Origin of the sequence: Streptomyces catenulae, assembly GCF_000718015.1 — a bacterium.
Classification (GTDB): Bacteria; Actinomycetota; Actinomycetes; order Streptomycetales; family Streptomycetaceae; genus Streptomyces; species Streptomyces catenulae.
Map to the genome: position 1 here is coordinate 34,347 of NZ_JODY01000004.1, position 22,550 is coordinate 56,896.

21 protein-coding genes are annotated in these 22,550 nt (G+C 72.7%); 9 read left to right on the forward strand and 12 right to left on the reverse strand.

Features of this window, described 5'->3' with window-relative positions; translation table 11 throughout:
* Nucleotide 1: 1 nt before the first annotated feature.
* A complete protein-coding gene (locus tag IF23_RS0106145) occupies nt 2-619 on the reverse strand; it encodes a DUF6230 family protein (protein WP_030280645.1) in 618 nt (205 codons plus the stop codon).
* Between the two features lie 604 nt (nt 620-1,223).
* On the reverse strand, nt 1,224-2,189 hold the full coding sequence (locus IF23_RS0106150) for a tetratricopeptide repeat protein (protein ID WP_030280646.1): 966 nt from the start codon (nt 2,187-2,189) through the stop codon (nt 1,224-1,226).
* A gap of 331 nt (nt 2,190-2,520) precedes the next feature.
* Between IF23_RS0106150 and IF23_RS0106155 the strand changes: the two genes are divergently transcribed.
* Nucleotides 2,521-3,162: a TetR/AcrR family transcriptional regulator gene (locus IF23_RS0106155; protein WP_245654907.1), complete on the forward strand. Its 642-nt coding sequence runs from the start codon at nt 2,521-2,523 to the stop codon at nt 3,160-3,162.
* A gap of 52 nt (nt 3,163-3,214) precedes the next feature.
* On the opposite strand, the gene IF23_RS0106160 is transcribed toward IF23_RS0106155, so the two are convergent.
* From IF23_RS0106160 to IF23_RS0106185, 6 genes are all read right to left on the reverse strand, one after another.
* Nucleotides 3,215-4,288: an alpha/beta fold hydrolase gene (locus IF23_RS0106160; RefSeq protein WP_245654908.1), complete on the reverse strand. Its 1,074-nt coding sequence runs from the start codon at nt 4,286-4,288 to the stop codon at nt 3,215-3,217.
* 159 nt (nt 4,289-4,447) lie between these two features.
* Complete coding sequence (gene icmA / locus IF23_RS0106165; RefSeq protein WP_030280650.1) at nt 4,448-6,148, reverse strand: coenzyme B12-dependent isobutyryl-CoA mutase large subunit; 1,701 nt, start codon at nt 6,146-6,148, stop codon at nt 4,448-4,450.
* 171 nt (nt 6,149-6,319) lie between these two features.
* On the reverse strand, nt 6,320-6,652 hold the full coding sequence (locus tag IF23_RS0106170; protein ID WP_030280652.1) for a DUF3817 domain-containing protein: 333 nt from the start codon (nt 6,650-6,652) through the stop codon (nt 6,320-6,322).
* A 99-nt stretch (nt 6,653-6,751) separates the two neighbouring features.
* The gene (locus tag IF23_RS0106175) at nt 6,752-7,261 is read right to left on the reverse strand and encodes a MarR family winged helix-turn-helix transcriptional regulator (RefSeq protein WP_030280655.1); all 510 of its coding nucleotides are present in this window, start codon (nt 7,259-7,261) and stop codon (nt 6,752-6,754) included.
* 174 nt (nt 7,262-7,435) lie between these two features.
* Entirely contained in the window at nt 7,436-7,762 is a 327-nt protein-coding gene (locus tag IF23_RS0106180; RefSeq protein ID WP_030280656.1) for an MTH1187 family thiamine-binding protein, read from the reverse strand.
* Nucleotides 7,759-8,103 (reverse strand): DUF3817 domain-containing protein, encoded by a 345-nt coding sequence (locus IF23_RS0106185; RefSeq protein WP_030280657.1) that lies wholly within the window; start codon nt 8,101-8,103, stop codon nt 7,759-7,761. Before IF23_RS0106185 ends, IF23_RS0106180 begins: the two co-directional genes overlap by 4 nt.
* Nucleotides 8,104-8,342: 239 nt before the next feature.
* Between IF23_RS0106185 and IF23_RS0106190 the strand changes: the two genes are divergently transcribed.
* The 4 genes from IF23_RS0106190 (at nt 8,343) to IF23_RS0106205 (ending at nt 11,021) form a co-directional block, all read left to right on the forward strand.
* A complete protein-coding gene (locus IF23_RS0106190; RefSeq protein ID WP_078653823.1) occupies nt 8,343-8,981 on the forward strand; it encodes an AIM24 family protein in 639 nt (212 codons plus the stop codon).
* Complete coding sequence (locus IF23_RS0106195) at nt 8,981-9,631, forward strand: AIM24 family protein (protein ID WP_030280659.1); 651 nt, start codon at nt 8,981-8,983, stop codon at nt 9,629-9,631. Before IF23_RS0106190 ends, IF23_RS0106195 begins: the two co-directional genes overlap by 1 nt.
* On the forward strand, nt 9,628-10,401 hold the full coding sequence (locus IF23_RS0106200) for an AIM24 family protein (RefSeq protein WP_030280661.1): 774 nt from the start codon (nt 9,628-9,630) through the stop codon (nt 10,399-10,401). Before IF23_RS0106195 ends, IF23_RS0106200 begins: the two co-directional genes overlap by 4 nt.
* Nucleotides 10,402-10,544: 143 nt before the next feature.
* Nucleotides 10,545-11,021 (forward strand): MarR family winged helix-turn-helix transcriptional regulator, encoded by a 477-nt coding sequence (locus IF23_RS0106205; protein WP_030280663.1) that lies wholly within the window; start codon nt 10,545-10,547, stop codon nt 11,019-11,021.
* Between the two features lie 118 nt (nt 11,022-11,139).
* On the opposite strand, the gene IF23_RS0106210 is transcribed toward IF23_RS0106205, so the two are convergent.
* Both IF23_RS0106210 and IF23_RS0106215 read right to left on the reverse strand, forming a co-directional pair.
* Complete coding sequence (locus IF23_RS0106210; protein WP_030280664.1) at nt 11,140-12,525, reverse strand: sensor histidine kinase; 1,386 nt, start codon at nt 12,523-12,525, stop codon at nt 11,140-11,142.
* Nucleotides 12,518-13,207 carry a response regulator transcription factor gene (locus IF23_RS0106215; protein WP_030280666.1) on the reverse strand — a complete coding sequence of 230 codons (690 nt, stop codon included), beginning with the start codon at nt 13,205-13,207 and terminating at the stop codon, nt 12,518-12,520. Before IF23_RS0106215 ends, IF23_RS0106210 begins: the two co-directional genes overlap by 8 nt.
* Nucleotides 13,208-13,317: 110 nt before the next feature.
* On the opposite strand from IF23_RS0106215, the gene IF23_RS0106220 reads away from it, so the two are divergent.
* Entirely contained in the window at nt 13,318-13,992 is a 675-nt protein-coding gene (locus IF23_RS0106220) for a PepSY domain-containing protein (protein WP_030280667.1), read from the forward strand.
* 73 nt (nt 13,993-14,065) lie between these two features.
* On the opposite strand, the gene meaB is transcribed toward IF23_RS0106220, so the two are convergent.
* Both meaB and IF23_RS0106230 read right to left on the reverse strand, forming a co-directional pair.
* Nucleotides 14,066-15,022 (reverse strand): methylmalonyl Co-A mutase-associated GTPase MeaB, encoded by a 957-nt coding sequence (gene meaB / locus IF23_RS0106225; RefSeq protein WP_030280669.1) that lies wholly within the window; start codon nt 15,020-15,022, stop codon nt 14,066-14,068.
* Between the two features lie 71 nt (nt 15,023-15,093).
* Nucleotides 15,094-16,269: an acetyl-CoA C-acetyltransferase gene (locus tag IF23_RS0106230; protein ID WP_030280670.1), complete on the reverse strand. Its 1,176-nt coding sequence runs from the start codon at nt 16,267-16,269 to the stop codon at nt 15,094-15,096.
* 173 nt (nt 16,270-16,442) lie between these two features.
* Here IF23_RS0106230 and mce point away from each other — a divergent pair, with 173 nt between their 5' ends.
* The 3 genes from mce to IF23_RS0106245 all read left to right on the forward strand — a co-directional run bounded on the left by mce (nt 16,443) and on the right by IF23_RS0106245 (nt 22,497).
* A complete protein-coding gene (gene mce, locus IF23_RS0106235; RefSeq protein ID WP_030280672.1) occupies nt 16,443-16,883 on the forward strand; it encodes a methylmalonyl-CoA epimerase in 441 nt (146 codons plus the stop codon).
* Between the two features lie 238 nt (nt 16,884-17,121).
* Nucleotides 17,122-21,447, forward strand: a complete 4,326-nt coding sequence (gene scy, locus IF23_RS0106240) for a polarized growth protein Scy (protein ID WP_030280674.1) — start codon at nt 17,122-17,124, stop codon at nt 21,445-21,447.
* A gap of 114 nt (nt 21,448-21,561) precedes the next feature.
* Complete coding sequence (locus IF23_RS0106245) at nt 21,562-22,497, forward strand: coiled-coil domain-containing protein (RefSeq protein WP_030280676.1); 936 nt, start codon at nt 21,562-21,564, stop codon at nt 22,495-22,497.
* Nucleotides 22,498-22,550 lie beyond the last annotated feature (53 nt).

The window sequence follows — 22,550 nt, forward strand, 5'->3', positions numbered from 1 at the left end:
GTCAGTAGCACTCGCTCTTGCCCTTGGTGACCTTCATCTGCAGGCCACTCAGCTTGAACGTGCCGGCCGTGGTCGCCCACGCCGTCTGCTTGACGCCGGTCAGCGTGGCCGTGTCGGCTTCCTGGGCGAACGAGCCGGGATCGGCCTTGTCGCCCTTCTTCATGCCGGGGCCCTTGGACGTCGAACCCGCCGCCACACCGATGTTGATGTTCTGGAAGGTGGCATCGGCGTTGAGCTGGTCGAGGTCGATGTAGAGGTTCTTCGCCTGGACCGGCGTGCTGCCGCCACCGGCCATGAGCTTCATCGACACATCGCCGAAGACCGGCACCGGCACGACGACCGACTGGCACAGGTTCTTGATCTTGGCGTCGGAGAACGCCGAGACCGCGACCGGTACCTGCTTACCGTCCTTCTGGGCGTCCACCGCTCCGTACTGGACGAATCCGGTGCCGTCCAGCCGGTCGGTGCTGACCTTGAACTGCTGGCCGGACACGCTGAACGATGCCGCGAGGGCGCCCTGCGACAGGGCGACACCTATCGCGGCGGTCGCCGCGACGCTGGGCACCATGACGACGGCGAACCGCTTCCATCTGGTCCCGCCACGAGCCAGGGACTCCATGACTTTCCTCCTTCTCGGACGTACATCTCCGGCACCGGCGGGCTCGGTCGAGTCCCGCGGTACCCGGGATGGGAGAAGTGCTACGTCCTCGGGAAGGAGAGCGCCCGTGCTCGAAAGGCGCATGGCGTTCCGAATACCGGCGATCACCCCCGAGCGACAACCACTGGCCACGCTCTCGCGCAACCTCCTGGGCAGGCCCTGCCGTTGGTGGCCGGGACCCCCCTGCCCACGGTCGGCAACAGGGGCCGCCGACCCACTCGGTGGGGACCCATCTGCCCGTGGTATCGGCTGGCTGCCGGACTACGGGAATGGACCGAGCGTGGCCGATCGTGGTGCATTCCACGCCGCCGCACAAGGGGTTCGTTACTTGCGGGTAACGGGCAGATCGCCGGGGTGCGACCGAGCGATATCGCGCGGGCACACAGCGTCGCCGCGCTCGACCCGGAAATGCGGGGCAATTCCGGCCATACGCCGATACATCACCCCGCGGGACTTACTGCGAGTAACAGCGGCCACGATTACCAAGATTTGGTAAAGCGTGGCCGCTGATCGTTTCACCCGTCCGGTGGACGCCCCGCTCCGCGGGCGCCCCTCCGGGGGACCGTCAGAAAAGCACCCGGGCCAGCGCGGTACGCGCCGAGACGACCCGCGGATCGTCCGTACCGATCACCTCGAACAGCTCCAGCAGCCGCACCCGCGCGGCCTCCCGGTCGTCACCGGCGGAGCGCTTGACCGTGTCGACGAGACGGCCGAAGGCGTCCTCGACATGACCGCCGACGAGGTCGAGATCGGCGGCGCGGATCTGCGCCTGCACATCGGCCGGATCGTCCGCGGCGGCCCGTCGCACCTCGGCGGGGACCAGGTCCTGCACCCGGCGCAGCAGTTCGGCCTGGGCGAGACCGAGCTTCGCCTCGGGGTTGGCGGGGTCGTCGGAGAGGACGTTCTTGTACGCCTGCACCGCACCGCCCAGATCCCCGGCGTCCAGCGCGGCACCGGCGGCGGCCAGCGCGGCGTCGTACGGACCGGCCGGAACCTCGGCGGGCTCCGGCGCCTCCCCGTCCTGCGGGGCGACGGGGGCGCCGACGATGCCGAACTGCTGCTCGGCGGCCTGGATCAGCTGGTCGATCACCTGGCGGATCTGCGCCTCGGGGGCCGCGCCCTGGAACAGCGGGATGGGCTGCCCGGCGACGACGGCGAAGACGGCGGGAATGCCCTGCACACCGAACTGCTGGAAGAGCATCTGGTTGGCGTCGACATCGACCTTGGCGAGGACGAACTTCCCGGCGTACTCACCGGCCAGCCGCTCCAGCAGCGGGCCCAGCTGCTTGCACGGCTCGCACCATTCGGCCCAGAAGTCGAGGACGACCGGCACTTCGGTGGAGCGCTGCAGGACGTCCTGCTGGAACCCCGCCTCGTCGACGTTGATCACCAAGGGGGTACCGGCGGCGGGCGTCACGCCCGTGCGCGCCGCCTCGGCGCGCGCCTGCTCGGCCTTCTGCTTCGCCTCCCCGGCGGCCTTCACCGCTGCGAGGTCGACGACTCCGCTCATGGACATGTTGCGTGGCTGCATGGGTCCATCCTCCCCCCTGAACGACCCGTTCCGGAAAGCGATGCCGAAAATCCGGCCCGAGGGCCGCACCGGACCCTCTTCCCGGGTGCTCCGGCCGTCCGTACACTCCGCCGGGATGCGGTGCACGGCCGGGCCTGGCGCCCGCTTCCGGCCCCTCGCGGGGCCCCTGCGTGGCCGCGGGTCCCCACCCGGGCCGATGTGATCGTCGCTCTTACGCTACGACCCGTAGCGTAACTACCGGTCGCCCCGCGGCGACACCCCCGCCGGGCAGCCGCCACCGTGATCTGCCTCACCAGGAGCAGCGGAGCTACCGGCCGGTATGGTCGCCCGCATGCCGTACTCCTGCCCCCGGAAGCGCCGCACGGGCCGCCCGCGCAGCGTCGAGACCGACCGCGCGATCCTCGACGCGGCTCGGGCCGCCCTGGTCGATCTGGGGTGGGGCCGGTTCACCATGGGCGATGTCGCCGCCCGCGCCGGGGTCGCCAAGACGACGCTCTACCGGCGCTGGGCCAACAAGAACGAGCTGGTCGTCGACGCCGTCGCGGTCCTCTTCGACGAACTGGAACTCCCCGACCGCGGCAGCCTCCAGGCCGACATCGAGGACGTGGTGCTGCAGTTCGGCCGGTTGCTGGAGCGGCCGGAGACGAAGACGGCGCTGATGGCGGTGGTCGCCGAGTCGACCGCCGACGCGGCGCTGCGCGAGCGCATCCGTACCGCCATCGTCGACCGGCAGATGGGCCTGGTGATCCTGGGCCGCGAACGCGCCCAGGACCGCGGCGAACTCCCCCCGGACCCGCCCGACCACGACGGCGCCCGCGCCGCGGCGGAGACGGTGGGCCTGATCTTCGACGTCATCGCCGGCACCGTCGTCCACCGCACCCTGGTCTCCGCGGAACCGGTCGACACCGTCTGGGCCCGCCGCCTCGCCACCGTCGTGCTGACGGGGCTGGCCGGGCTGGCGGGGCTGGGCTGAAGGGGCGAGGCCGGGGCCCGCAGGGCCGGTCCCGTCCCCGCCCCGCCGCCCGTTACTTCTTCTGCCAGGCGCAACTGCCCTCCGTGGCCTTCCCCTTCGCGAGGAGCCGACGGGCTTCCGCCGCCGGGGCCATGGCGCTGTGGCCGCGGTGACAGATGACGGTGCGGTCGCCGTGGCCCGCGAGGTCGACCAGGATCTGGTCCCAGTGGCGGTACTGCACGTCGTGCCCGGTGTCCGCGTACGAGCGCACCACCGGCGCGGTCGGCAGATGGCGGCGCCAGTCGGCGAGGGTGGCGGGCGGCACGGTGGTGTCCTTCTTGCCGCTGTAGAGGTGGACCGGCGCGGTCAGCTTCGACAGGTCCGGGCCGGGCCGCTCGCAGTAGAGCCGCTGCTCATGGACCTGGGGCGCCGGATCGGCCTGCTGCCCGCGCTGGTTGTAGGTGCGGGCGCCCTCCTCGTACGCGGTGTCGGCGAAGCCGGGGATCCGCTTCACCGGGCTGTCGTCGGGGAACGCCCACCAGACGCGCGGGTCGGTGATCTGGTCCTTGACGGCGGCGGTCAGCTGCTTGTCCGACAGGCCGCAGTAGGCGGGCCGGGCCCCGTAGGGCGGCAGGGCGGCGGCCAGATGCAGCGCCTGGATACGCTGCGGGGCCCGCGCGGCCAGTTCGGCGGCGTACGGGCCACCGCCGGAGATGGCGATCACGGAGACCTTGCGGATGCCGAGGCGGTCGAGGACCGCGAGGGCGTCCTCGGCGAAGTCGGCCTTGCCCAGCCGCGGGTCGTAGGCGGTGTCGCCGAAGCCGTTGCGTTCGACGGATATCAGCCGCAGCCCCAGCGACTCGCGGGTGGAGCGGAAGAAGTCGGTCATGTGGGCGGCGCGGGCGCTGGTGCCCGTACCGCCGATGAAGAGCACCGGGCGGCCGCCCTGCGGACCGTCGTCGATGTAGTGCGCGGTGCGCCCGGAGGCGAGGCGGGCGGCGTGCACACCGGGCCCGAGCGGGTCGAAGTCGTCCTGGACGCGGGCCGGTCGGCCGCCCGCCCCCTCCGGCGCGGACGGTGCGGCGCTCGCCACGGCGGACCCGCCCAGCAACACCGCCGCGAGCACGGCGGCGGAGGCGGCACACACGGTACGGACTGTTCTCTTCACGCGTTCTCCCGGTACGACGAGGGGCACACAACTGCCTGCACCTACCCCGAAGTTCCGGGAGAACGCCTGGTCATGGGCGGGGGTGGCCCTTGCCCGGCGGGAGCGCGGGCGGCGCCGCCGTCCCGCCGGGTCCGGTCGTCAGAACCCCGCCGGTTCCGTGTAGACGCCCCACTCGTCGCGCAGGGCGTCGCAGATCTCGCCGAGGGTGGCTTCGGCGCGGACCGCCGCCAGCATCGGTTCGATCATGTTGCCGCCGTCGCGGGCGGCGGCGAGCATCGCGTCGAGGGAGGCGGTGACGCGGGCGTCGTCGCGGGCGGCCTTGCGGGCGGTGAGGGTGCGGACCTGTTCGCGTTCGACCTCGTGGCTGACGCGGAGGATCTCCAGATCGCCGGTGACCGAACCGTGGGCGCAGTTGACGCCGACGACCTTCTTGTCGCCCTTCTCCAGGGACTGCTGGTAGCGGAAGGCGGATTCGGCGATCTCGCCGGTGAACCAGCCGTCCTCGATGCCGCGCAGGATGCCGGAGGTGATCGGGCCGATGGCGTGCCGTCCGTCCGGGACGGCCCGGGCGCCGCGCTCCTTGATCCGTTCGAAGATCTTCTCGGCGTCGGCCTCGATCCGGTCGGTGAGCTGCTCGATGAACCAGGAACCGCCCAGCGGGTCGGCGACGTTGGCGACGCCGGTCTCCTCCATCAGCACCTGCTGGGTGCGGAGCGCGATCTCGGCGGCCTGTTCGCTGGGGAGCGCCAGGGTCTCGTCGAGGGCGTTGGTGTGCAGGGAGTTGGTGCCGCCGAGGACCGCGGCGAGCGCCTCGACGGCGGTGCGGACGACGTTGTTGTACGGCTGCTGGGCGGTGAGCGAGACCCCGGCGGTCTGGGTGTGGAACCGCAGCCACTGGGCCTTCTCGCTGGTCGCGCCGTAGACGTCGCGCATCCAGCGGGCCCAGATGCGGCGCGCGGCGCGGAACTTGGCGATCTCCTCGAAGAAGTCGAGGTGCGCGTCGAAGAAGAAGGAGAGGCCCGGCGCGAAGGTGTTGACGTCCAGGCCGCGGCTGAGGCCCAGCTCGACGTAGCCGAAGCCGTCGGCGAGGGTGTACGCCAGCTCCTGCGCGGCCGTCGCCCCGGCCTCGCGGATGTGGTAGCCGGAGACGGAGAGCGGCTTGTACGCGGGGATCTTCGCCGCGCAGTGCTCCATGAGGTCGCCGATCAGCCGCAGATGCGGCTCGGGCGGGAAGAGCCACTCCTTCTGGGCGATGTACTCCTTGAAGATGTCCGTCTGGAGGGTGCCGTTGAGGACGGCGGGGTCGACGCCCTGGCGTTCGGCGGCGACGAGGTACATACAGAAGACGGGGACGGCGGGGCCGCTGATCGTCATCGAGGTCGTGACGTCGCCGAGCGGGATGTCCCGGAAGAGGATCTCCATGTCGGCGGCGGAGTCGATGGCGACGCCGCAGTGGCCGACCTCGCCGAGGGAGCGCGGCTCGTCGGAGTCGCGGCCCATCAGCGTCGGCATGTCGAAGGCGACGGAGAGGCCGCCACCGCCCGCCTCCAGGATCATCTTGTACCGCTCGTTGGTCTGCTCGGCGTTGCCGAACCCGGCGAACTGGCGGATGGTCCAGGTGCGGCCCCGGTAGCCGGTCGGGTACAGCCCGCGGGTGAAGGGGTACTCGCCGGGCCAGCCGATCCGCTCGAAGCCGTCGACGGTGTCGCCGGGGCGCGGGCCGTAGACGGGCTCCACGGGATCGCCCGAGAGTGTGGAGAAGTCCGCATCGCGCTTACGGGCGGAGTCGTACCGGGCCTGCCAGCGACGGCGGCCCTCTTCGATCGCGTCGGCGTCCATACCCGAGAATTTACTAGGACGTCCTAGTACTTGTCGATGGCAAGCGCCTGCCGTGTCCCCCCGATCACTCCCCGGATTTCTCCCCTACGGGCTCCGCGCCTGCCCCGAACAGCACGAACGCGCCCGTCCCCGGGTGGGGAGGGCGCGTGGCGCGGAAGGGGTGCGGCGCGGTCAGACCTTGACCGGCTGCGGCGCGGTGTCCTGGAGCTGCGGGCGGATCTCGGCGACGACCTGGCGCTCGACGAAGAACGCCGCGGTCGGGATGGTCCCGGCGACCAGCACCCACAGCAGCTTGCCGAACTTCCACTTCGCCTTGGAGCCCAGGTCGAAGGCGAAGACGAGGTAGATGATGAAGAGCACGCCGTGGATCTGGGAGACGGCGAGGGTGAGGTCCTTGCCCGCACCGAAGCCGTACTTGGCCACCATGCAGGCGCACAGGACGAGGAGCATCACGGCGGTGGCGTAGGCCATCACCCGGTAGCGGGTCAGGACACTGGGCTTCATGCCCCGAGCGTAACCGGACCGTCCGGGGCGATCTTCGCCGCCCCCGTGGCGTGGCGGCGGGCGGCGGGGCCACCGGGCGGAGCGCGGCGGGCGGGCCGGTCAGTCCTCGGCGAAGTCGCCCGCGGCGACCCGCAGCGGGCGGAGCATGGCGAAGATCTCCGCGCACTCCTCGGCGTCGTAGGCGCCCAGACCGAAGTCCATCCCCATCAGGTCGCGGGTGGCGGCGTCGCACACCTCGCGGCCCTTGTCGGTGATGGTGGCGAGGGTGCCGCGGCCGTCGTTGGGGTTGGGCCGCTTGGCGACCAGACCGGACTTGACCAGCCGGTCGACGGTGTTGGTGACCGAGGTCGGGTGGACCATCAGCCGCTCGCCGATCTTCGACATCGGCAGCTCGCCCGCCTTCGAGAAGGTCAGCAGCACCAGCGCCTCGTAGCGCGCGAAGGTCAGCCCGTACGGCTTGACCACCGCGTCCACCTCGGAGAGCAGGATCTGGTGGGCCCGCATGATCGAGGTGATCGCGGACATCGACGGCACGGCTCCCCAGCGCTGCTGCCAGAGTTCATCGGCGCGCGCGATGGGATCGAAAGCAAGACTGAGCGGCTTCGGCACGCCGTCGACCCTATCGGGCGGTCATATACCGGTCGGAGGCGTCTCGGGATTCGGTCGACCGGCCCGCTCCCCCGCAGGCGAACGGCCCGTCCGGCCGCCGGTCCGTCCCGTACGGGAGGGGTGGCGGCCGGACGGGCCGTGGGGCGCCGCTGCGGGGCCCGGGGTGGTGCGGGGTCAGGCCGGGGTGGCGCCGTCCGCCGGGGCGGCGTCGGCGGCGAGGTGGCGCTCGACGGTGGCGACCTTCGAGGTCAGGCCGTCGGTGACGCCCGGCCGGAGGTCGGCCTTGAGGACCAGGGAGACCCGGCCCGCGCGGGCCTCGACGGCGGCGACGGCGCGCTTGACGACGTCCATCACCTCGTCCCACTCGCCCTCGATCGAGGTGAACATGGCGTCGGTGCGGTTCGGCAGGCCGGACTCGCGGACGACGCGGACGGCGTCGGCGACGTACTCGCCGACGTCCTCGCCCACGCCCAGCGGGCTGACCGAGAAGGCGACGATCATGCGTTGACCGTGCCTTCCCGGCGGGCGCGGGCGGCGATGACCGAGCTCTCGGCCTCGCGCTTGAGCTTGCGCTCGGCGAAGAAACCGCCGGTCGGCAGCACCGAGAGGACGAAGTACAGGGCGGCGGTCTTCAGGTCCCACTTGGTGCGGTTCCAGGCGTCCAGCCAGAAGACGACGTACAGGATGAACAGCACGCCGTGGACCATGCCCATGACCATGACGCCGTCGAAGCTGGTGGTGCGCTTGAGGACCGAGCAGCACAGCAGCAGGAGGAAGGAGATCGCCTCGGGGGCGGAGATCAGTCGGAGCCGGTGGAGTGCGGCGGCGGTCTTGATGTCCACGGGAACCTCGTTCGGGTGGCAGGGGCGGCAGGCGGAGGGGGGAAAGCGCTTGTGCAAGGGTTCACAAGCCTGTCGTCCATTGTTACAGCCGCGCCCGGAACCACCGCGCCGGGGGCCGGGCGGCGACCCGTAGGGGAGGAACGGCCGCCGCCGTCCGGGACGGACCAGGGGGAACCCCGAGCGGTTCAGGGGTCGGTGGACCTCCCGCGGCGGGTGACCCTGCGGCTACCGTCTGGGACGTGGCTCAGTTTCGGCTCCACGGGAGCAAGGTGCTTGCCGTCGACATGTCGGGCGACGCCGTCAAGGCGAAGAACGGCGCGATGGTCGCGTACGAGGGACAGATGTCGTTCAAGAAGAAGACCGGAGGGGGTGAGGGACTGCGCGGGATGGTGACCCGGCGGCTGACCGGTGAGCAGATGGCGGTCATGGAGGTGAAGGGGCAGGGCACCTGCTATTTCGCCGATCACGCGAGCGAGATCAATCTGGTGCAGCTGCACGGCGAGAAGCTGTACGTGGAGGCGAGCAACCTGCTGTGCACGGACGCCGCGCTGCGCACCGGCACCACCTTCACCGGGTTGCGCGGTGCCTCGCAGGGCAACGGCCTGTTCACCACGACCGTGGAGGGCACCGGCCAGGCGGCGCTGCTCTCCGACGGGCAGGCGGTGGTGTTGCGGGTCACCCGGGAGTATCCGCTCCAGGTCGACCCGGGCGCGTACATCGCGCACACCGGCGACCTCAAGCAGCACTTCCAGTCCGGGGTGAACTTCCGCACGTTCCTGGGCGAGGGATCCGGCGAGGCGTTCCAGATCCGCTTCGAGGGCGAGGGACTGGTGTACGTCCAGCCCAGCGAGCGCAACACCCTCGGCGGTGAGGTCTGATGCCGTTCACCCCTCTCAACTCCCGCATGGTCGAGGCGCGGATCACGCCCGGTGCGCGGATGTTCAGCCAGCGCGGCGCGATGCTCGCCTACCGCGGCGCGGTCTCCTTCACCCCGAACATCCAGGGCGGTCAGGGCGGCATCGGCTCGATGATCGGCCGACGGCTGGCCAACGAGGCCACCCCGCTGATGACGGTGGAGGGCGACGGCACGGTGATGTTCGGCCACGGCGGTCACCATGTGCAGGTCATCGATCTCACCGGCGAGACCCTCTACGTCGAGGCCGATCGGCTGCTGGCGTTCGACGGCTCGCTGCGCCAGGGCACGATGTTCATGGGCTCGCAGGGCGGCGTGATGGGCATGGTCCGCGGCCAGGTCACCGGCCAGGGCCTGTTCACCACCACGCTGGAGGGCCACGGCTCGGCGGCGGTGATGGCCCACGGCGGCGTCATCGAGCTGCCGATCGGCCCGCAGCGGCCGGTCCACGTCGACCCGCAGGCGTACGTCGCCCACCGCGGCGAGGTGCGCAACAGGCTCTCCGCCGCGCTCGGCTGGCGGGAGATGGTGGGCCGCGGCTCCGGCGAGGCGTTCCAGCTGGAGCTGACCGGTCAGGGCACGGTCTACGTACAGGCGTCGGAGGAGAAGCTGTGAGCACACCCGTCATCCACGACGTCCACACGCTGCCGCGGAACGACAACGTCAATCCGTACGCGTTCTCGGTGGAGCTGGACGGTCGGTGGTTCCTCCAGAAGGGGAAGATGATCGCGTACTACGGCGCGATCGACTTCCACGGCATCGGGCACGGTCCGCTGGAGCGGCTGATCGCGACGAGTTTCCACTCCCCGCTGCACGCGTCGGACTGGGTGGTGGCCGAGGGCCGGGGGAAGATGGTCCTCGCCGACCGGGCGTTCGACGTCAACTCCTACGATCTCGACGACGGCAACCTCACCCTTCGCTCCGGCAATCTGCTCGCGTTTCAGCCATCTCTGTCACTGAAGCAGTCGATCATTCCGGGCTTTCTGACGCTGCTGGGCACCGGCACGTTCGTCGCCGCGTCCAACGGTCCGGTGGTCTTCGCGGAGCCGCCGATCCGGGTGGACCCGCAGGCGCTCGTCGGCTGGGCGGACTGCCCCTCGCCGTGCCACCACTACGACCACCAGTACCTGCGGGGGTTCCTCGGCGGGGTCCGGGCGCACACCGGGCTGGGCGGGGTGTCGGGCGAGGAGCACCAATTCGAGTTCGTGGGCGCGGGTACGGTCCTGTTGCAGTCGACGGAGCAGCTGATGGCGGAGCGGGCGACGGGTGAGGTGACGCCGGAGGCGGGTGTGCCGGGGTCCGGGGCGCCGGTCGGGGCGGGTGGCTCACAAGCGCCGCAACTGCCGGGTGCGCTCGGTGGCCTCCAGCAACGTCTCGGGCTGTGAACGGTAGTCTGCGCACGGTGAGCAGCTCGAACGTCTGAGCCACCACTTCCGGCCCGGGGAGCCGGTACCGGCGACCGCCGCGCGGTTCGCCCGATCGACCCGCATTTATTTCATCATTCAACTTTTACGGGTAGAATTCATCCATGACGACCGACAGCGACACCCCCTGGCTGACCGACCAGGAACAGCGCGCCTGGCGTACCCATCTGGACGTCAGCCGACTGCTGATGCACCAACTGGAGCGCGATCTCCAGCCGTTCGGGCTGACCAACAACGACTACGAGATCCTCGTCAATCTCTCCGAGGCCGAGGGCCACCGGATGCGGATGAGCGATCTCGCGTCGAGCACCCTGCAGTCCAAGAGCCGTCTCTCGCACCAGATCACCCGCATGGAGAACGCCGGTCTGGTCCGCCGCGAGCACTGCGAATCGGACCGCCGCGGGCTCTACGCCGTCCTGACCGAGGAGGGCTGGGAGACCATGCGCCGGGTCGCGCCGCACCATGTGGCCTCGGTGCGCCGGCACTTCATCGACCTCTTCACCCCGGAGGGCCTGGCGCAGCTGCACTCCTCGCTGGGACCGGTCGCGGCCCAGCTGCGGGAGCACCGCGGCGCCCTCTGAGCCCACGCCGCGGTCCGCGCCCCGGACCGCGGCGGCGGCCGCCCGGCGGCGCCCACCCCCGCCCCGACGGCCCCCCCACCGGCACCGCCCCCGCCCGCCGACCCGGTGATCCCGCAGGTCAGCGCAGCACCGGCAGCCGTAGCTCGAAGACCGAGCCCTCGCGCACCCGCAGCGAACCACCGTGCCGCTCGGCCACGTCCCGGGCGATGGCGAGCCCCAACCCGGCCCCGCCGTCGTCCCGCGCCCGCGCGTCGTCGAGCCGGACGAACCGCTCGAAGATCCGCTCACGGTCACCGGGCGGCACCCCCGGCCCGTCGTCGTCGACCCGCAGCACCACCTCGGCGCCCTCCCGCACCACCGCCACCCGCACCGACGTGGCCGCATGACGCTGCGCGTTGTCCAGCAGATTGCCCAGCACCCGGCCCAACTGACCGCGCGAGCCGGTCACCTCCGCCTCGTCCAGCCGCCCGACGGTGACCGCGATCCGGTCGGCGGGCCGCTGCGACGTCTCCTCCCGCACCAGCGCGGCCGGCGCGACCGGCGCCCCCGCGGGCCGCTCCCCCGCGTCCAGCCGGGCCAACAGCAGCAGGTCGGCGGCGAGTTGCTGGAGCCGTACGGTGTCCTCGACCGCGCCCGGCACGTCCAGCAGATCGGGGTGGGCGGCGCCGACCTCCAGCTGGGTGCGGAGGCTGGCGATCGGGCTGCGCAGCTCGTGGGAGGCGTCGGCGACGAAGCGGCGCTGCCGTTCGACGGATGCCTCCAGCGCCGCCAGCGTCTCGTTGGTGGTCCGCGCCAGCCGCCCGATCTCGTCCCGCGCCGCGGGCACCGGCACCCGGCGGCTGAGGTCCGTGCTCGCGGTGATCGCGGCCATCTCGCCCCGGATGCCCTCGACCGGCCGCAGCGCCCGCCGGGTCACCAGCCAGGTCACGCCCGCCACGACCAGCAACAACAGCGGCAGGCCGAGCAGCATCGCGGTGCGCAGCGAGTCCACCGCCTGCTGCGCCGTCGCCAGCGGCGCCCCGGCGCGCACCACCGCCTTACGGCCCGCGGTGTCCTCCGCCTCGACGGTCGCGAAGCGGTAGTCGGCGCGGTGCCCGTCGACGGTCGCGGTGCCGTCGGCCACCTTCACGTCGTCGTCGACCTCGCCGTGGTGGCCGTCGTCCGCCCCGTCGTCGCCGCCGTCGCCGTCGGGCCCGTCCGCGACCCGTTTCCCGTCGACCTCCTCGACGTCGTCGCCCACGGCCAGCAACCGGCCGTCGTCGTCGGTGACCACCACCGGGCGGTCGTCGCCGTCCGGCAGATGGAGATCGCCGTGGACGGAGCCGGTGGCGATGCGGACGGCGACGGCGCGGGCGGCGACCTCCGCCTGGAGGTCGGTCTGGGCGCGGAGGTTGCCGCGCAGCACCAGCAGCAGCGCCGTCCCGGCCAGGACCAGGGCCAGCGCCACCACCAGCGTCGCCCCGGCCGTCGCCCGGGCGCGGACCGAGCCGAGGGCGTCACGCATCGGTCACCAGCCGGTACCCGGCGCCGCGCACGGTGCGGATGTGGTCGGCGCCCAGCTTGCGGCGGAGCGCGCTGACGTAGACCTCGACGATGTTGAGGTCGCCCTCGTAGGCGAAGTCCCAGACGTGGTCGAGGATCTCGGTCTTGGAGACCACCTCACCGGCGCGGAGCGCGAGCTGTTCCAGGACGGCGAACTCCTTGGCGGTCAGCGTCACCTCGGCGCCGTCCCGCAGCACGGTGTGCGCGCCCTGGTCGACGGTGAGCGAACCGACCCGCAGCACCGGCGCGGCCGTCCGCCCGTGCCGCCGCAGCAGGGCCTTCACCCGGGCGACGAGGACCACGTACGAGAACGGTTTGGTCAGATAGTCGTCGGCGCCGGTGTCGAGCCCCTCGGCCTCGTCGTACTCGCCGTCCTTGGCGGTCAGCATCAGGACCGGCACCTCGCTCCCGGCGGCCCGCAGCGCGGCGCAGACGCGGTAGCCGTTGAGGCCCGGCAGCATGATGTCCAGCACCACCAGGTCGTGGACGCCCTCGCTCGCGCGGCGCAGGCCCTCGGTGCCGTCGTGGACCACGTCGACGGTGTAGCCCTCGGCGCGCAGCCCCCCGGCGAGCGCGCGGGCCAGCCGTTTCTCGTCCTCGACGATGAGCAGGCGGAACGGGCGCGCGGGCGTGTCAGCAGGCATGCGTTCAGCTTCGCACCCCGTTCCTGAAGCGCTCTTCAGGGTCCTTCAGCTCCGCTTCAGCTCGGTTTTGCCACGGTGGGGTCATCGCCGATCACAGGGGAGCAACCACCATGAAGCGCCGCATCGTCCTCGCCGCCACCGCCGCCGCCGTCCTCATCGCCGGGGGCGCCACGACCGCCGTCGCCGTCAACACCGGCGGCCCCGGCGGCCCGCAGTCCGGCGCCCAGACCGCCGCGCAGCTGGCGGCGACCGCCGGTGCCGAGGGCCCCGCGGCGGACGGCGGACGCGACCGCCGGGAGGCCGGGGAGGGCAAGGACGCCGCCCGGGCCACCGGCGCGAAGACCGACGCCGCGCAGGCCGCGGTGGCCGCCCTGCGGGCCGTCCCGGGCACGGTCACCGAGATCGAGCTGGACGAGGAGCGCGGCGCGCTGGTCTGGGAGGCCGATGTCCTCGGCCGCGACGGCGCCTGGCACCACCTCACCCTCGACCCGCTCACCACCCGCCTCCTGCGCTCCCACACCGACCGCGACACCAGCGGCACCCACGGCCAGGACCGGGCGCGGGCGGCGCTGCGGGGCACCACGGTGGACGCCGCCTCCGCCGCCCGCGCCGCCGCCCGGGGGCAGGCCACCGTGGTGTCGGTGGAGTTCGAGGACGACCACGCCCGGGCCGTCTGGGAGGTCGAGACGGTCACCCGGGACGGCCGGGAGCACACCTCCCTCGTCGACCCGCGCACCGCCGCGGTGTCCGCCGCCCCGGCGGACGACGACCACGACGACGACTGAGCGTCCGGGCCCCACGGAACGGCCCCGGCTCCCGCCGCGTGCGGGAGCCGGGGCCGGTGCCATGTGGCGCGGGTCAGTTGCCCGTCAGACCCGCGACCAGCTCGTCCGCCGCGCGGTAGGGATCGCAGTCGCCCGTGACGATGCGGTCCGCGAGGGCCTCCAGACGCCGGTCGCCGTGGAGATCGCCGATCCGTTCGCGCAGCGCCGTGACCGCGATGGTCTCGACCTCCTGGGCGGCGCGGGCGTGGCGGCGCCGGGCCAGCACGCCGTGCTCCGCCATCCACGCCCGGTGCTTCTCCAGCGCCTCGACCACCTCGTCGACGCCCTCCGCGCGCGCCGCGACGGTCTTGACGATCGGCGGCCGCCAGTCCCCGGCCGTCCGCGCGGCGCCCAGCCCGAGCATGTGGTTCAGCTCCCGGGCGGTGGCGTCGGCGCCGTCCCGGTCGGCCTTGTTGACCACGTAGACGTCGCCGATCTCCAGGATCCCGGCCTTCGCCGCCTGGATGCCGTCGCCCATGCCCGGCGCCAGCAGCACCACGCTGGTGTCCGCCTGGGAGGCGATCTCCACCTCGGACTGCCCGACGCCGACCGTCTCGACGAGGATCACCTCGCACCCGGCCGCGTCCAGCACCCGGATCGCCTGCGGCGCCGCCCAGGCGAGGCCGCCCAGATGGCCGCGGGTGGCCATCGACCGGATGTAGACACCGGGGTCGGAGGCGTGGTCGCTCATCCGGATCCGGTCGCCGAGCAGCGCCCCGCCGGAGAACGGCGAGGACGGGTCGACGGCCAGCACCCCGACCCGCCTGCCCGCCCTGCGGTACGCGGTGACCAGCGCCGAGGTGGTGGTGGACTTGCCGACGCCGGGCGAGCCGGTCAGCCCGACGACGTAGGCGTTCCCGGTCAGCGGGGCGAGCTGGGCCATCACCTCCCGCAGATGCGGGGAGGCGCCCTCCACCAGGGAGATCAGCCGGGCCACCGCCCGGGGCCGGCCCTGCCGTGCCTGCTCCACCAGCTGCGGGACGTCCACCATCGCTGCTCGGCTCCTTCGGCTGCTACGGGATCTTTCGTACGGTGCGGTTCACCGGCGCGGGCCGGTGGTGCTCACTTCCCCGGTACGCGGACGATCAGCGCATCGCCCTGGCCGCCACCGCCGCACAGGGCGGCCGCGCCGGTGCCGCCGCCGCGCCGCTTCAGCTCCAGCGCGAGGTGGAGGACGAGGCGGGCGCCGGACATGCCGATGGGGTGGCCCAGCGCGATGGCGCCGCCGTTCACGTTCACCTTTTCGGGGGACACCCCGAGGTCCTTCACGGACTGCACGGCGACCGCGGCGAACGCCTCGTTGATCTCGATCAGATCAAGATCTTCCGTGGTCAGCCCCTCCTTGCCGAGGGCGTGGAGGATCGCGTTCGACGGCTGCGACTGGAGGGAGTTGTCGGGGCCCGCGACATTGCCGTGCGCACCGATCTCGGCGATCCACTCCAGGCCCAGCTCCTCCGCCTTGGCCTTGCTCATCACCACGACCGCGGCGGCGCCGTCGGAGATCTGCGAGGCGGAGCCCGCGGTGATCGTGCCGTCCTTGGCGAACGCCGGGCGGAGCTTGCCGAGCGATTCGGCGGTGGTCTCGGGACGGATGCCCTCGTCCTGGCTGAAAACGACCGGCTCGCCCTTACGCTGCGGGATCTCCACCGGAGTGATCTCCGCCTCGAAGAGGCCGTTCTTCTGCGCGGCGGCGGCGCGCCGGTGGGAGCGGGCGGCGAAGGCGTCCTGCTCGGGGCGGGCGATGCCGAGGCGGGTGTTGTGCTTCTCGGTCGACTCCCCCATCGCGATGTTCTCGAACGCGTCGGTGAGGCCGTCGTGCGCCATCGCGTCGAGCATCTCCACCGCGCCGTACTTGAAGCCCTCCCGGGACTTCGGCAGCAGGTGCGGGGCGTTGGTCATCGACTCCTGGCCACCGGCGACGACCACGTCGAACTCCCCGGCGCGGATCAGCTGGTCGGCCAGGGCCACCGCGTCCAGGCCCGAGAGGCAGACCTTGTTGACGGTCAGCGCCGGGACGCTCATCGGGATCCCGGCCTTCACGGCGGCCTGGCGGGCGGGGATCTGGCCCGCACCGGCCTGGAGCACCTGGCCCATGATCACGTACTGCACCTGGTCGCCGCCGATGCCCGCGCGATCCAGCGCCGCCTTGATCGCCACCCCGCCGAGGTCGGCGCCGGAGAAGGAGCGCAGCGAGCCCAGGAGGCGGCCCATGGGGGTGCGTGCTCCCGCCACGATCACGGAGGTGGTGCCGTTGGTTCCGTTCGTTGCAGACATGCGGTGCGGCCTTCCTTTGCAGGGAAGTTAACGAGGGTTCCCGTCAATGTACTGAGGGGTACGCGCAAGGTCACCGGCAAGTGGGTGTGACGGCGCGCACGTTGCGTAACCAGCTGTGCGAGCGGTGCACTGGAGCCATGCTGACGCGAATCGACCACATCGGGATCGCCTGTTTCGACCTGGACCGGACCGTCGAGTTCTACCGTGCCACCTACGGCTTCGAGGTGTTCCACTCCGAGGTCAACGAGGAGCAGGGCGTCCGCGAGGCGATGCTCAAGATCAACGAGACCTCGGACGGCGGCGCCTCCTACCTCCAGCTGCTGGAGCCCACCCGCGAGGACTCCGCGGTCGGCAAGTGGCTCGCCAAGAACGGCGAGGGCGTGCACCACATCGCCTTCGGCACCGCCGACGTCGACACCGACGCCGCGGACATCCGTGACAAGGGCGTCCGGGTGCTCTACGACGAGCCACGGAAGGGCTCCATGGGGTCACGGATCACGTTCCTGCACCCCAAGGACTGCCACGGTGTGCTGACCGAACTGGTCACGGCCGCGCCTTCCGCCCCGGACGACCACTGACCGATGCCCTCCCCGGCCGGTAGAGTGCAGCTTCGGCCGGGGTACGAGGTGCTCACGCACGGTGCGAGCGCTTCCTGGGGATGGGGCTCGGTCCATACTCCGCCGATGATCTGACACCATTTCTTCGGAAGGGTCGGCTCCGGGGGCGCAGCCTCGTACGACGTGACGTGTACGGGTCGAGCGTCCGCAGCACCGGGGACGGCCGCCACCATGACCATGGGACGGATGGGACCGCGCAGTGCGGGGCAACGAGCGCCAGGAGCGTCAGCGGGCTGAGGCCGATCACCTCTCGCAGTTCGAGGCCGAGATGGAGCGGCTGAAGACCGAGCGGGACAAGGCCGTCCAGCACGCCGACGACCTCGGCTATCAGGTCGAGGTGCTGCGCGCCAAGCTGCACGAGGCGCGTCGCACGATCGCGAGCCGGCCCGCCTACGACAACGTCAGTCACCAGGCGGAACAGCTGCTGCGCAACGCGCAGCTGCAGGCGGAGCAGTTGCGCGCCGACTCCGAGCGGGAGCTGCGCGAGGCCCGGGCGCAGACCCAGCGGCTGCTCCAGGAGCAGGCCGAGCGGCAGGCCCGGATGGAGGCCGAGCTGCACGCCGAGGCGGTCGAGCGCCGCCAGCGGCTCGACGAGGAGCTGAACGAGCGCCGCCAGACCGTCGAGTCGCACGTCAACGAAAACGTCGCCTGGGCCGAGCAGTTGCGCGCCCGTACGGAGTCCCAGGCCCGCCGTCTGATGGACGAGTCGCGGGCCGAGGCCGAGCAGGCGCTGGCGGCCGCGCGCGCCGAGGCGCAGCGCCTGGCCGAGCAGGCCCGCGAGCGGCTGGGCACCGAGGCGGAGGAGGCCCGCGCCGAAGCGGAATCCATCCTGCGCCGGGCGCGGGCCGACGCCGAGCGGCTGCTCAGCGCCGCCTCCACCCAGGCCCAGGAGGCCACCGACCAGGCGGAGCAGCTGCGTTCGAGCGCGGGCACCGAGTCGGAGGAGGCGCGCCGCGCCGCCGCCGAGCTGACCCGGGACGCCGAGGCGCGGCTGAAGGAGGCGGACACGGCGCTGCGCGAGGCGCGCGCCGAGGCCGAGAAGCTGGTCGAGGAGGCGCAGCAGAACGCCACCAAGCGGCTGTCGGCCACCGAGTCGGAGAACGAGCAGCGCACCCGTACGGCCAAGGCGGAGATCGCCCGGTTGGTCGGCGAGGCCACCAAGGAGGCCGAGGCGCTGCGGGCCGAGGCCGAGCAGCTGCGCAACGACGCCGCGACGGAGTCCGAGCGGCTGGTCGACGAGGCGCGCGAGGAGGCCCGGTCCAAGGCGGCGGAGGACTCCGCGGCGCAGCTGGCGAAGGCCGCGCGGACCGCCGAGGAGGTGCTGACCAAGGCGTCCGAGGACGCCAAGGCCACCACGAAGGCGGCGACCGAGGAGGCCGAACGGCTCCGTACCGAGGCCGAGTCGGAGGCCGACCGGCTGCGCGAGGAGGCGCACGACACCGCCGAGCAGCTCAAGGGCGCGGCGAAGGACGACACCAAGGAGTACCGCGCCAAGACCGCCGAACTCCAGGAGGAGGCGCGGCGGCTGCGCGGCGAGGCGGAGCAACTGCGCGCCGACGCCGTCGCGGAGGGCGAGCGGATCCGCGGCGAGGCGCGCCGCGAGGCGGTCCAGCAGATCGAGGAGGCGGCCGGGTCCGCCGAGGAGCTGCTGACCAAGGCGAAGGCGGACGCCGAGGAGACCCGTACCAAGGCCGGTGCGGAGAGCGAGCGGGTCCGTACCGAGGCCATCGAGCGGGCCACCGCGCTGCGCCGCCAGGCGGAGCAGGCGCTGGAGCGGGCCCGTACCGAGGCCGACGAGCTGCTGTCCGAGGGCGCGCAGGCCGCGGAGCTGGTCGCGTCGGAGGCGGAGGAGTCCGCGGCGCGGCTGCGCAAGGAGACCGAGGCGGCCGTCGCGGAGCGGCGCGAGGAGGCCCAGGCCGAGCTGGACCGGCTCACGGCGGACGCCGAGGAGAAGGTCGCCGCGGCCGAGGAGGCGCTGCGCGAGGCGCGCGCCGAGGCGGAGCGGCTGCGCCGCGAGACCCAGGAGGAGGCGGCCCGGCTCAAGGCGGAGGCCGCCGAGCGGCGCCGTACCCTCCAGCAGCAGGCCGAGGAGGAGGCCGAGCGGCTGCGCACCGAGGCGGCGCAGGACGCGTCGGCGGCCCGTACCGAGGGCGAGTCGGCCGCCGAGCGGCTGCGGAGCGAGGCGGCGGCCGAGGCGGAGCGGCTCAAGGGCCGGGCGCGGGAGAGCGCCGACCGGGTGCGTTCGGAGGCCGAGGCGGCCGCCGAGCGGGCCGGGAACGAAGCGGCCGAGGCGCTGTCCGCGGCGCAGGAGGAGGCGGCCCGGCGCCGCCGGGAGGCCGAGCAGCTGCTGGGCGAGGCCCGCGAGGAGGCCCACCAGGAGCGCACCGCGGCGCGCGAGCAGAGCGAGGAGTTGCTGACGTCGGCGCGGACCCGCGTCAGCGAGGCGCAGGCCGAGGCGGAGCGGCTGGTCGGGGAGGCCGAGCAGCGCTCCGAGGAGCTGGTGACGACCGCCGAGAGCGCCGCGCAGCAGGTGCGCGACGCGGTCGCCGGGCTGCACGGCGAGGCCGAGGAGGAGATCGCCGGGCTGCGGTCGGCGGCCGAGCAGGCGGCGGAGCGGACCCGGGCGGAGGCCGGTGAGGAGGCCGAGCGGGTCCGCGCGGACGCCTACGCCGAGCGCGAGCGGGCCTCCGAGGACGCCACGCGGGTACGGCAGGAGGCGCAGGAGTCGTCCGAGGCCGCGCAGGAGCTGGCGGAGCGGACGGTCACGGAGGCCATCGAGGAGTCCGAGCGGCTGCGCACGGAGACCGCCGAGCAGGCCGAACGGCTGCGCGCCGAGGCCGTCGAGGAGTCCGAGCGGCTGCGCGCCGAGGCCGCGGAGGTGCTCGACGAGGCCCGCCGGGACGCGGGCACCGCCCGCACGGAGGCCGCGGAGCAGGCGGACCGGCTGGTCACCGAGGCGAGTGCGCAGGCCGAGAAGCTGGTCGCGGACGCCACCGCCAAGGCGCAGCAGCTGCGGACCGACGCGTCGGACGCGCTGGCCGCCGGTGAGCAGGACGCGGCGCGGGCCCGGGCGGAGGCGCGCGGCGACGCCAACCGCATCCGGTCGGAGGCCGCGGAGCAGGCCGACCGGCTGGTCACCGAGGCGCGCGCGGAGGCCGAACGGATCGTCAACGAGGCGACCGAGCTGACCTCTTCGGCACAGGAGGACGCCGACCGTACGGTCGCGGAGGCCCAGGAGGCCGCCGAGCGGATCCGCGCCGAGGCCGAGGAGCAGGCGCGGGCGCGGCTGGCCGAGGCGACCGCGGAGGCGGAGCGGCTGCGCCAGGAGGCCGAGGAGGCGCTGGAGCAGGCCCGTACGGAGTCCGAGCGGATCGGCGACGAGGCGCGCAAGGCCGCCAACAAGACCCGTTCGGACGCCGCGGTCCAGGCCGATGAGCTGCTGACGGAGGCGGGCACCGAGGCGGAGAAGCTGCGGACGGAGGCGGCCGAGACCGGCGCCCAGGCCGAGCGGGACGCCGACCGTACCCGGGCCGACGCCCGGGAGCAGGCCGACCGGATGGTGGCCACCGCGACCGCCGAGTCGGACCGGCTGCGCACCGAGGCGGCCGAGACGGTCACCTCGGCGCAGGAGCACGCCACCCGTACCCGCAAGGAATCGGCCAAGGTCAAGGAGGACGCCGAGGCCGAGGCGGAGCGGCTGCGCACCGAGGCGCAGGAGGAGGCCGACCGGCTGCTGGACGAGGCCCGCAAGGACGCCGCCAAGCGCCGCGCGGACGCCGCCGAGCAGGCCGATCAGCTGGTCGCGAAGGCCCAGGAGGAGGCGGTCCGGGCGGCCGCGGCCGCCGAGGAGCAGGCCGACACGATGGTCGGCGCGGCCCGCAAGGAGGCGGGCCGCATCGTCCAGGAGGCGACGGCGGAGGGCAACGCGCGCGTCGAGAAGGCCCGTACGGACGCCGATACGCTGCTGAGCGAGGCGCGCGGGGACGCGACGGCCATAAGGGAGCGCTCCGAGGAGCTGCGGACCCGTATCGAGTCCGAGGTCGAGGAGTTGCACGACCGGGCGCGCCGGGAGTCGTCGGAGGCGATGAAGAACGCGGGCGAGCGCGTCGACAAGCTCATCGCACAGGCCACCCAGCAGCAGAAGGAGGCCGAGGAGAAGGCCGAGAAGCTGGTGTCGGACGCGAACAGCGAGGCCAGCAAGGTCCGGATCGCGGCGGTGAAGAAGGCCGAGGGCCTGATCAAGGAGGCCGAGAACAAGCGGGCCGAGGCGGTGCGCAACGCCGAGCGGATGCGTACCGAGGCGGAGGCCGAGGCCGCCCGGATCATCGAGGAGGGCCGCCGGGAGCTGGACGTCCTCTCCCGCCGCCGCAAGGACATCAACACCGAGATCTCGCGGGTGCAGGACGTGCTGGAGGCCCTGGAGTCGTTCGAGACGCCGGGTGCGGGTGAGGGCAAGACCGGTGGCGGGAAGACGACCGCGGGAGCGTCGTCAACTCGTTCGAGTGGCAAGCAGTCTGAAGGGTAGCCACTCAAATGAGGGGTCATTCTCCTCTTCAAACGGACATGGGCTCGATGACACGCCGGTCGGGCCCCTAGGATTCTCCTTATCACCTCACCGGTCTCTTTCGACAGGAACCCCATGAGCGACACTTCCTCCCCCTTCGGCTTCGAGCTCGTGCGGCGTGGGTACGACCGCGGTCAGGTGGATGACCGCATTACGAAGCTTGTCGCGGACCGCGACAGCGCGCTGGCCCGTATCACCTCGCTGGAAAAGCGGATCGAGGAGCTGCACCTCGAAACGCAGAACGCCCAGGCCCAGGTCACCGACGCCGAGCCGTCGTACGCGGGGCTCGGTGCCCGCGTCGAGAAGATCCTCCGTCTCGCCGAGGAGGAGGCCCAGGAGCTGCGCGAGGACGCCCGGCGCTCCGCCGAGCAGCACCGCGAGCTGGCCGAGTCGGCGGCCCAGCAGGTCCGTAACGACGCCGAGCAGTTCGCCGTCGAGCGCAAGGCGAAGGCCGAGGACGAGGGTTCCCGGATCGTCGAGAAGGCGAAGGGCGAGGCGTCCACGCTCCGCTCCGAGGCCCAGAAGGACGCGCAGTCCAAGCGCGAGGAGGCGGACTCCCTCTTCGAGGAGACCCGCGCCAAGGCCGCCCAGGCAGCCGCGGACTTCGAGACCAACCTCGCCAAGCGCCGCGAGCAGTCCGAGCGGGACCTGGCCTCGCGTCAGGCCAAGGCCGAGAAGCGTCTCGCCGAGATCGAGCACCGCGCCGAGCAGCTGCGCCTGGAGGCCGAGAAGCTGCGTACGGACGCCGAGCGCCGCGCCCGCCAGACGGTGGAGACCGCGCAGCGCCAGGCCGAGGACATCGTGGCCGACGCCAACCAGAAGGCCGACCGCGTCCGCAGCGAGTCCGAGCGGGAGCTGGCGGCGCTCACCAACCGCCGCGACTCCATCAACGCCCAGCTCACCAACGTCCGCGAGATGCTGGCGACGCTGACCGGTGCGGCCGTCGCCGCCGCCGGTGCCCCGGACGACGAGACCGCCACCCGCGGCATCCCGGCGCAGCAGTCGCACTGACGCGCAGTCCGTTCCGTACGAGCGCCCCCGTATCGCCCCTCAGGCGGTGCGGG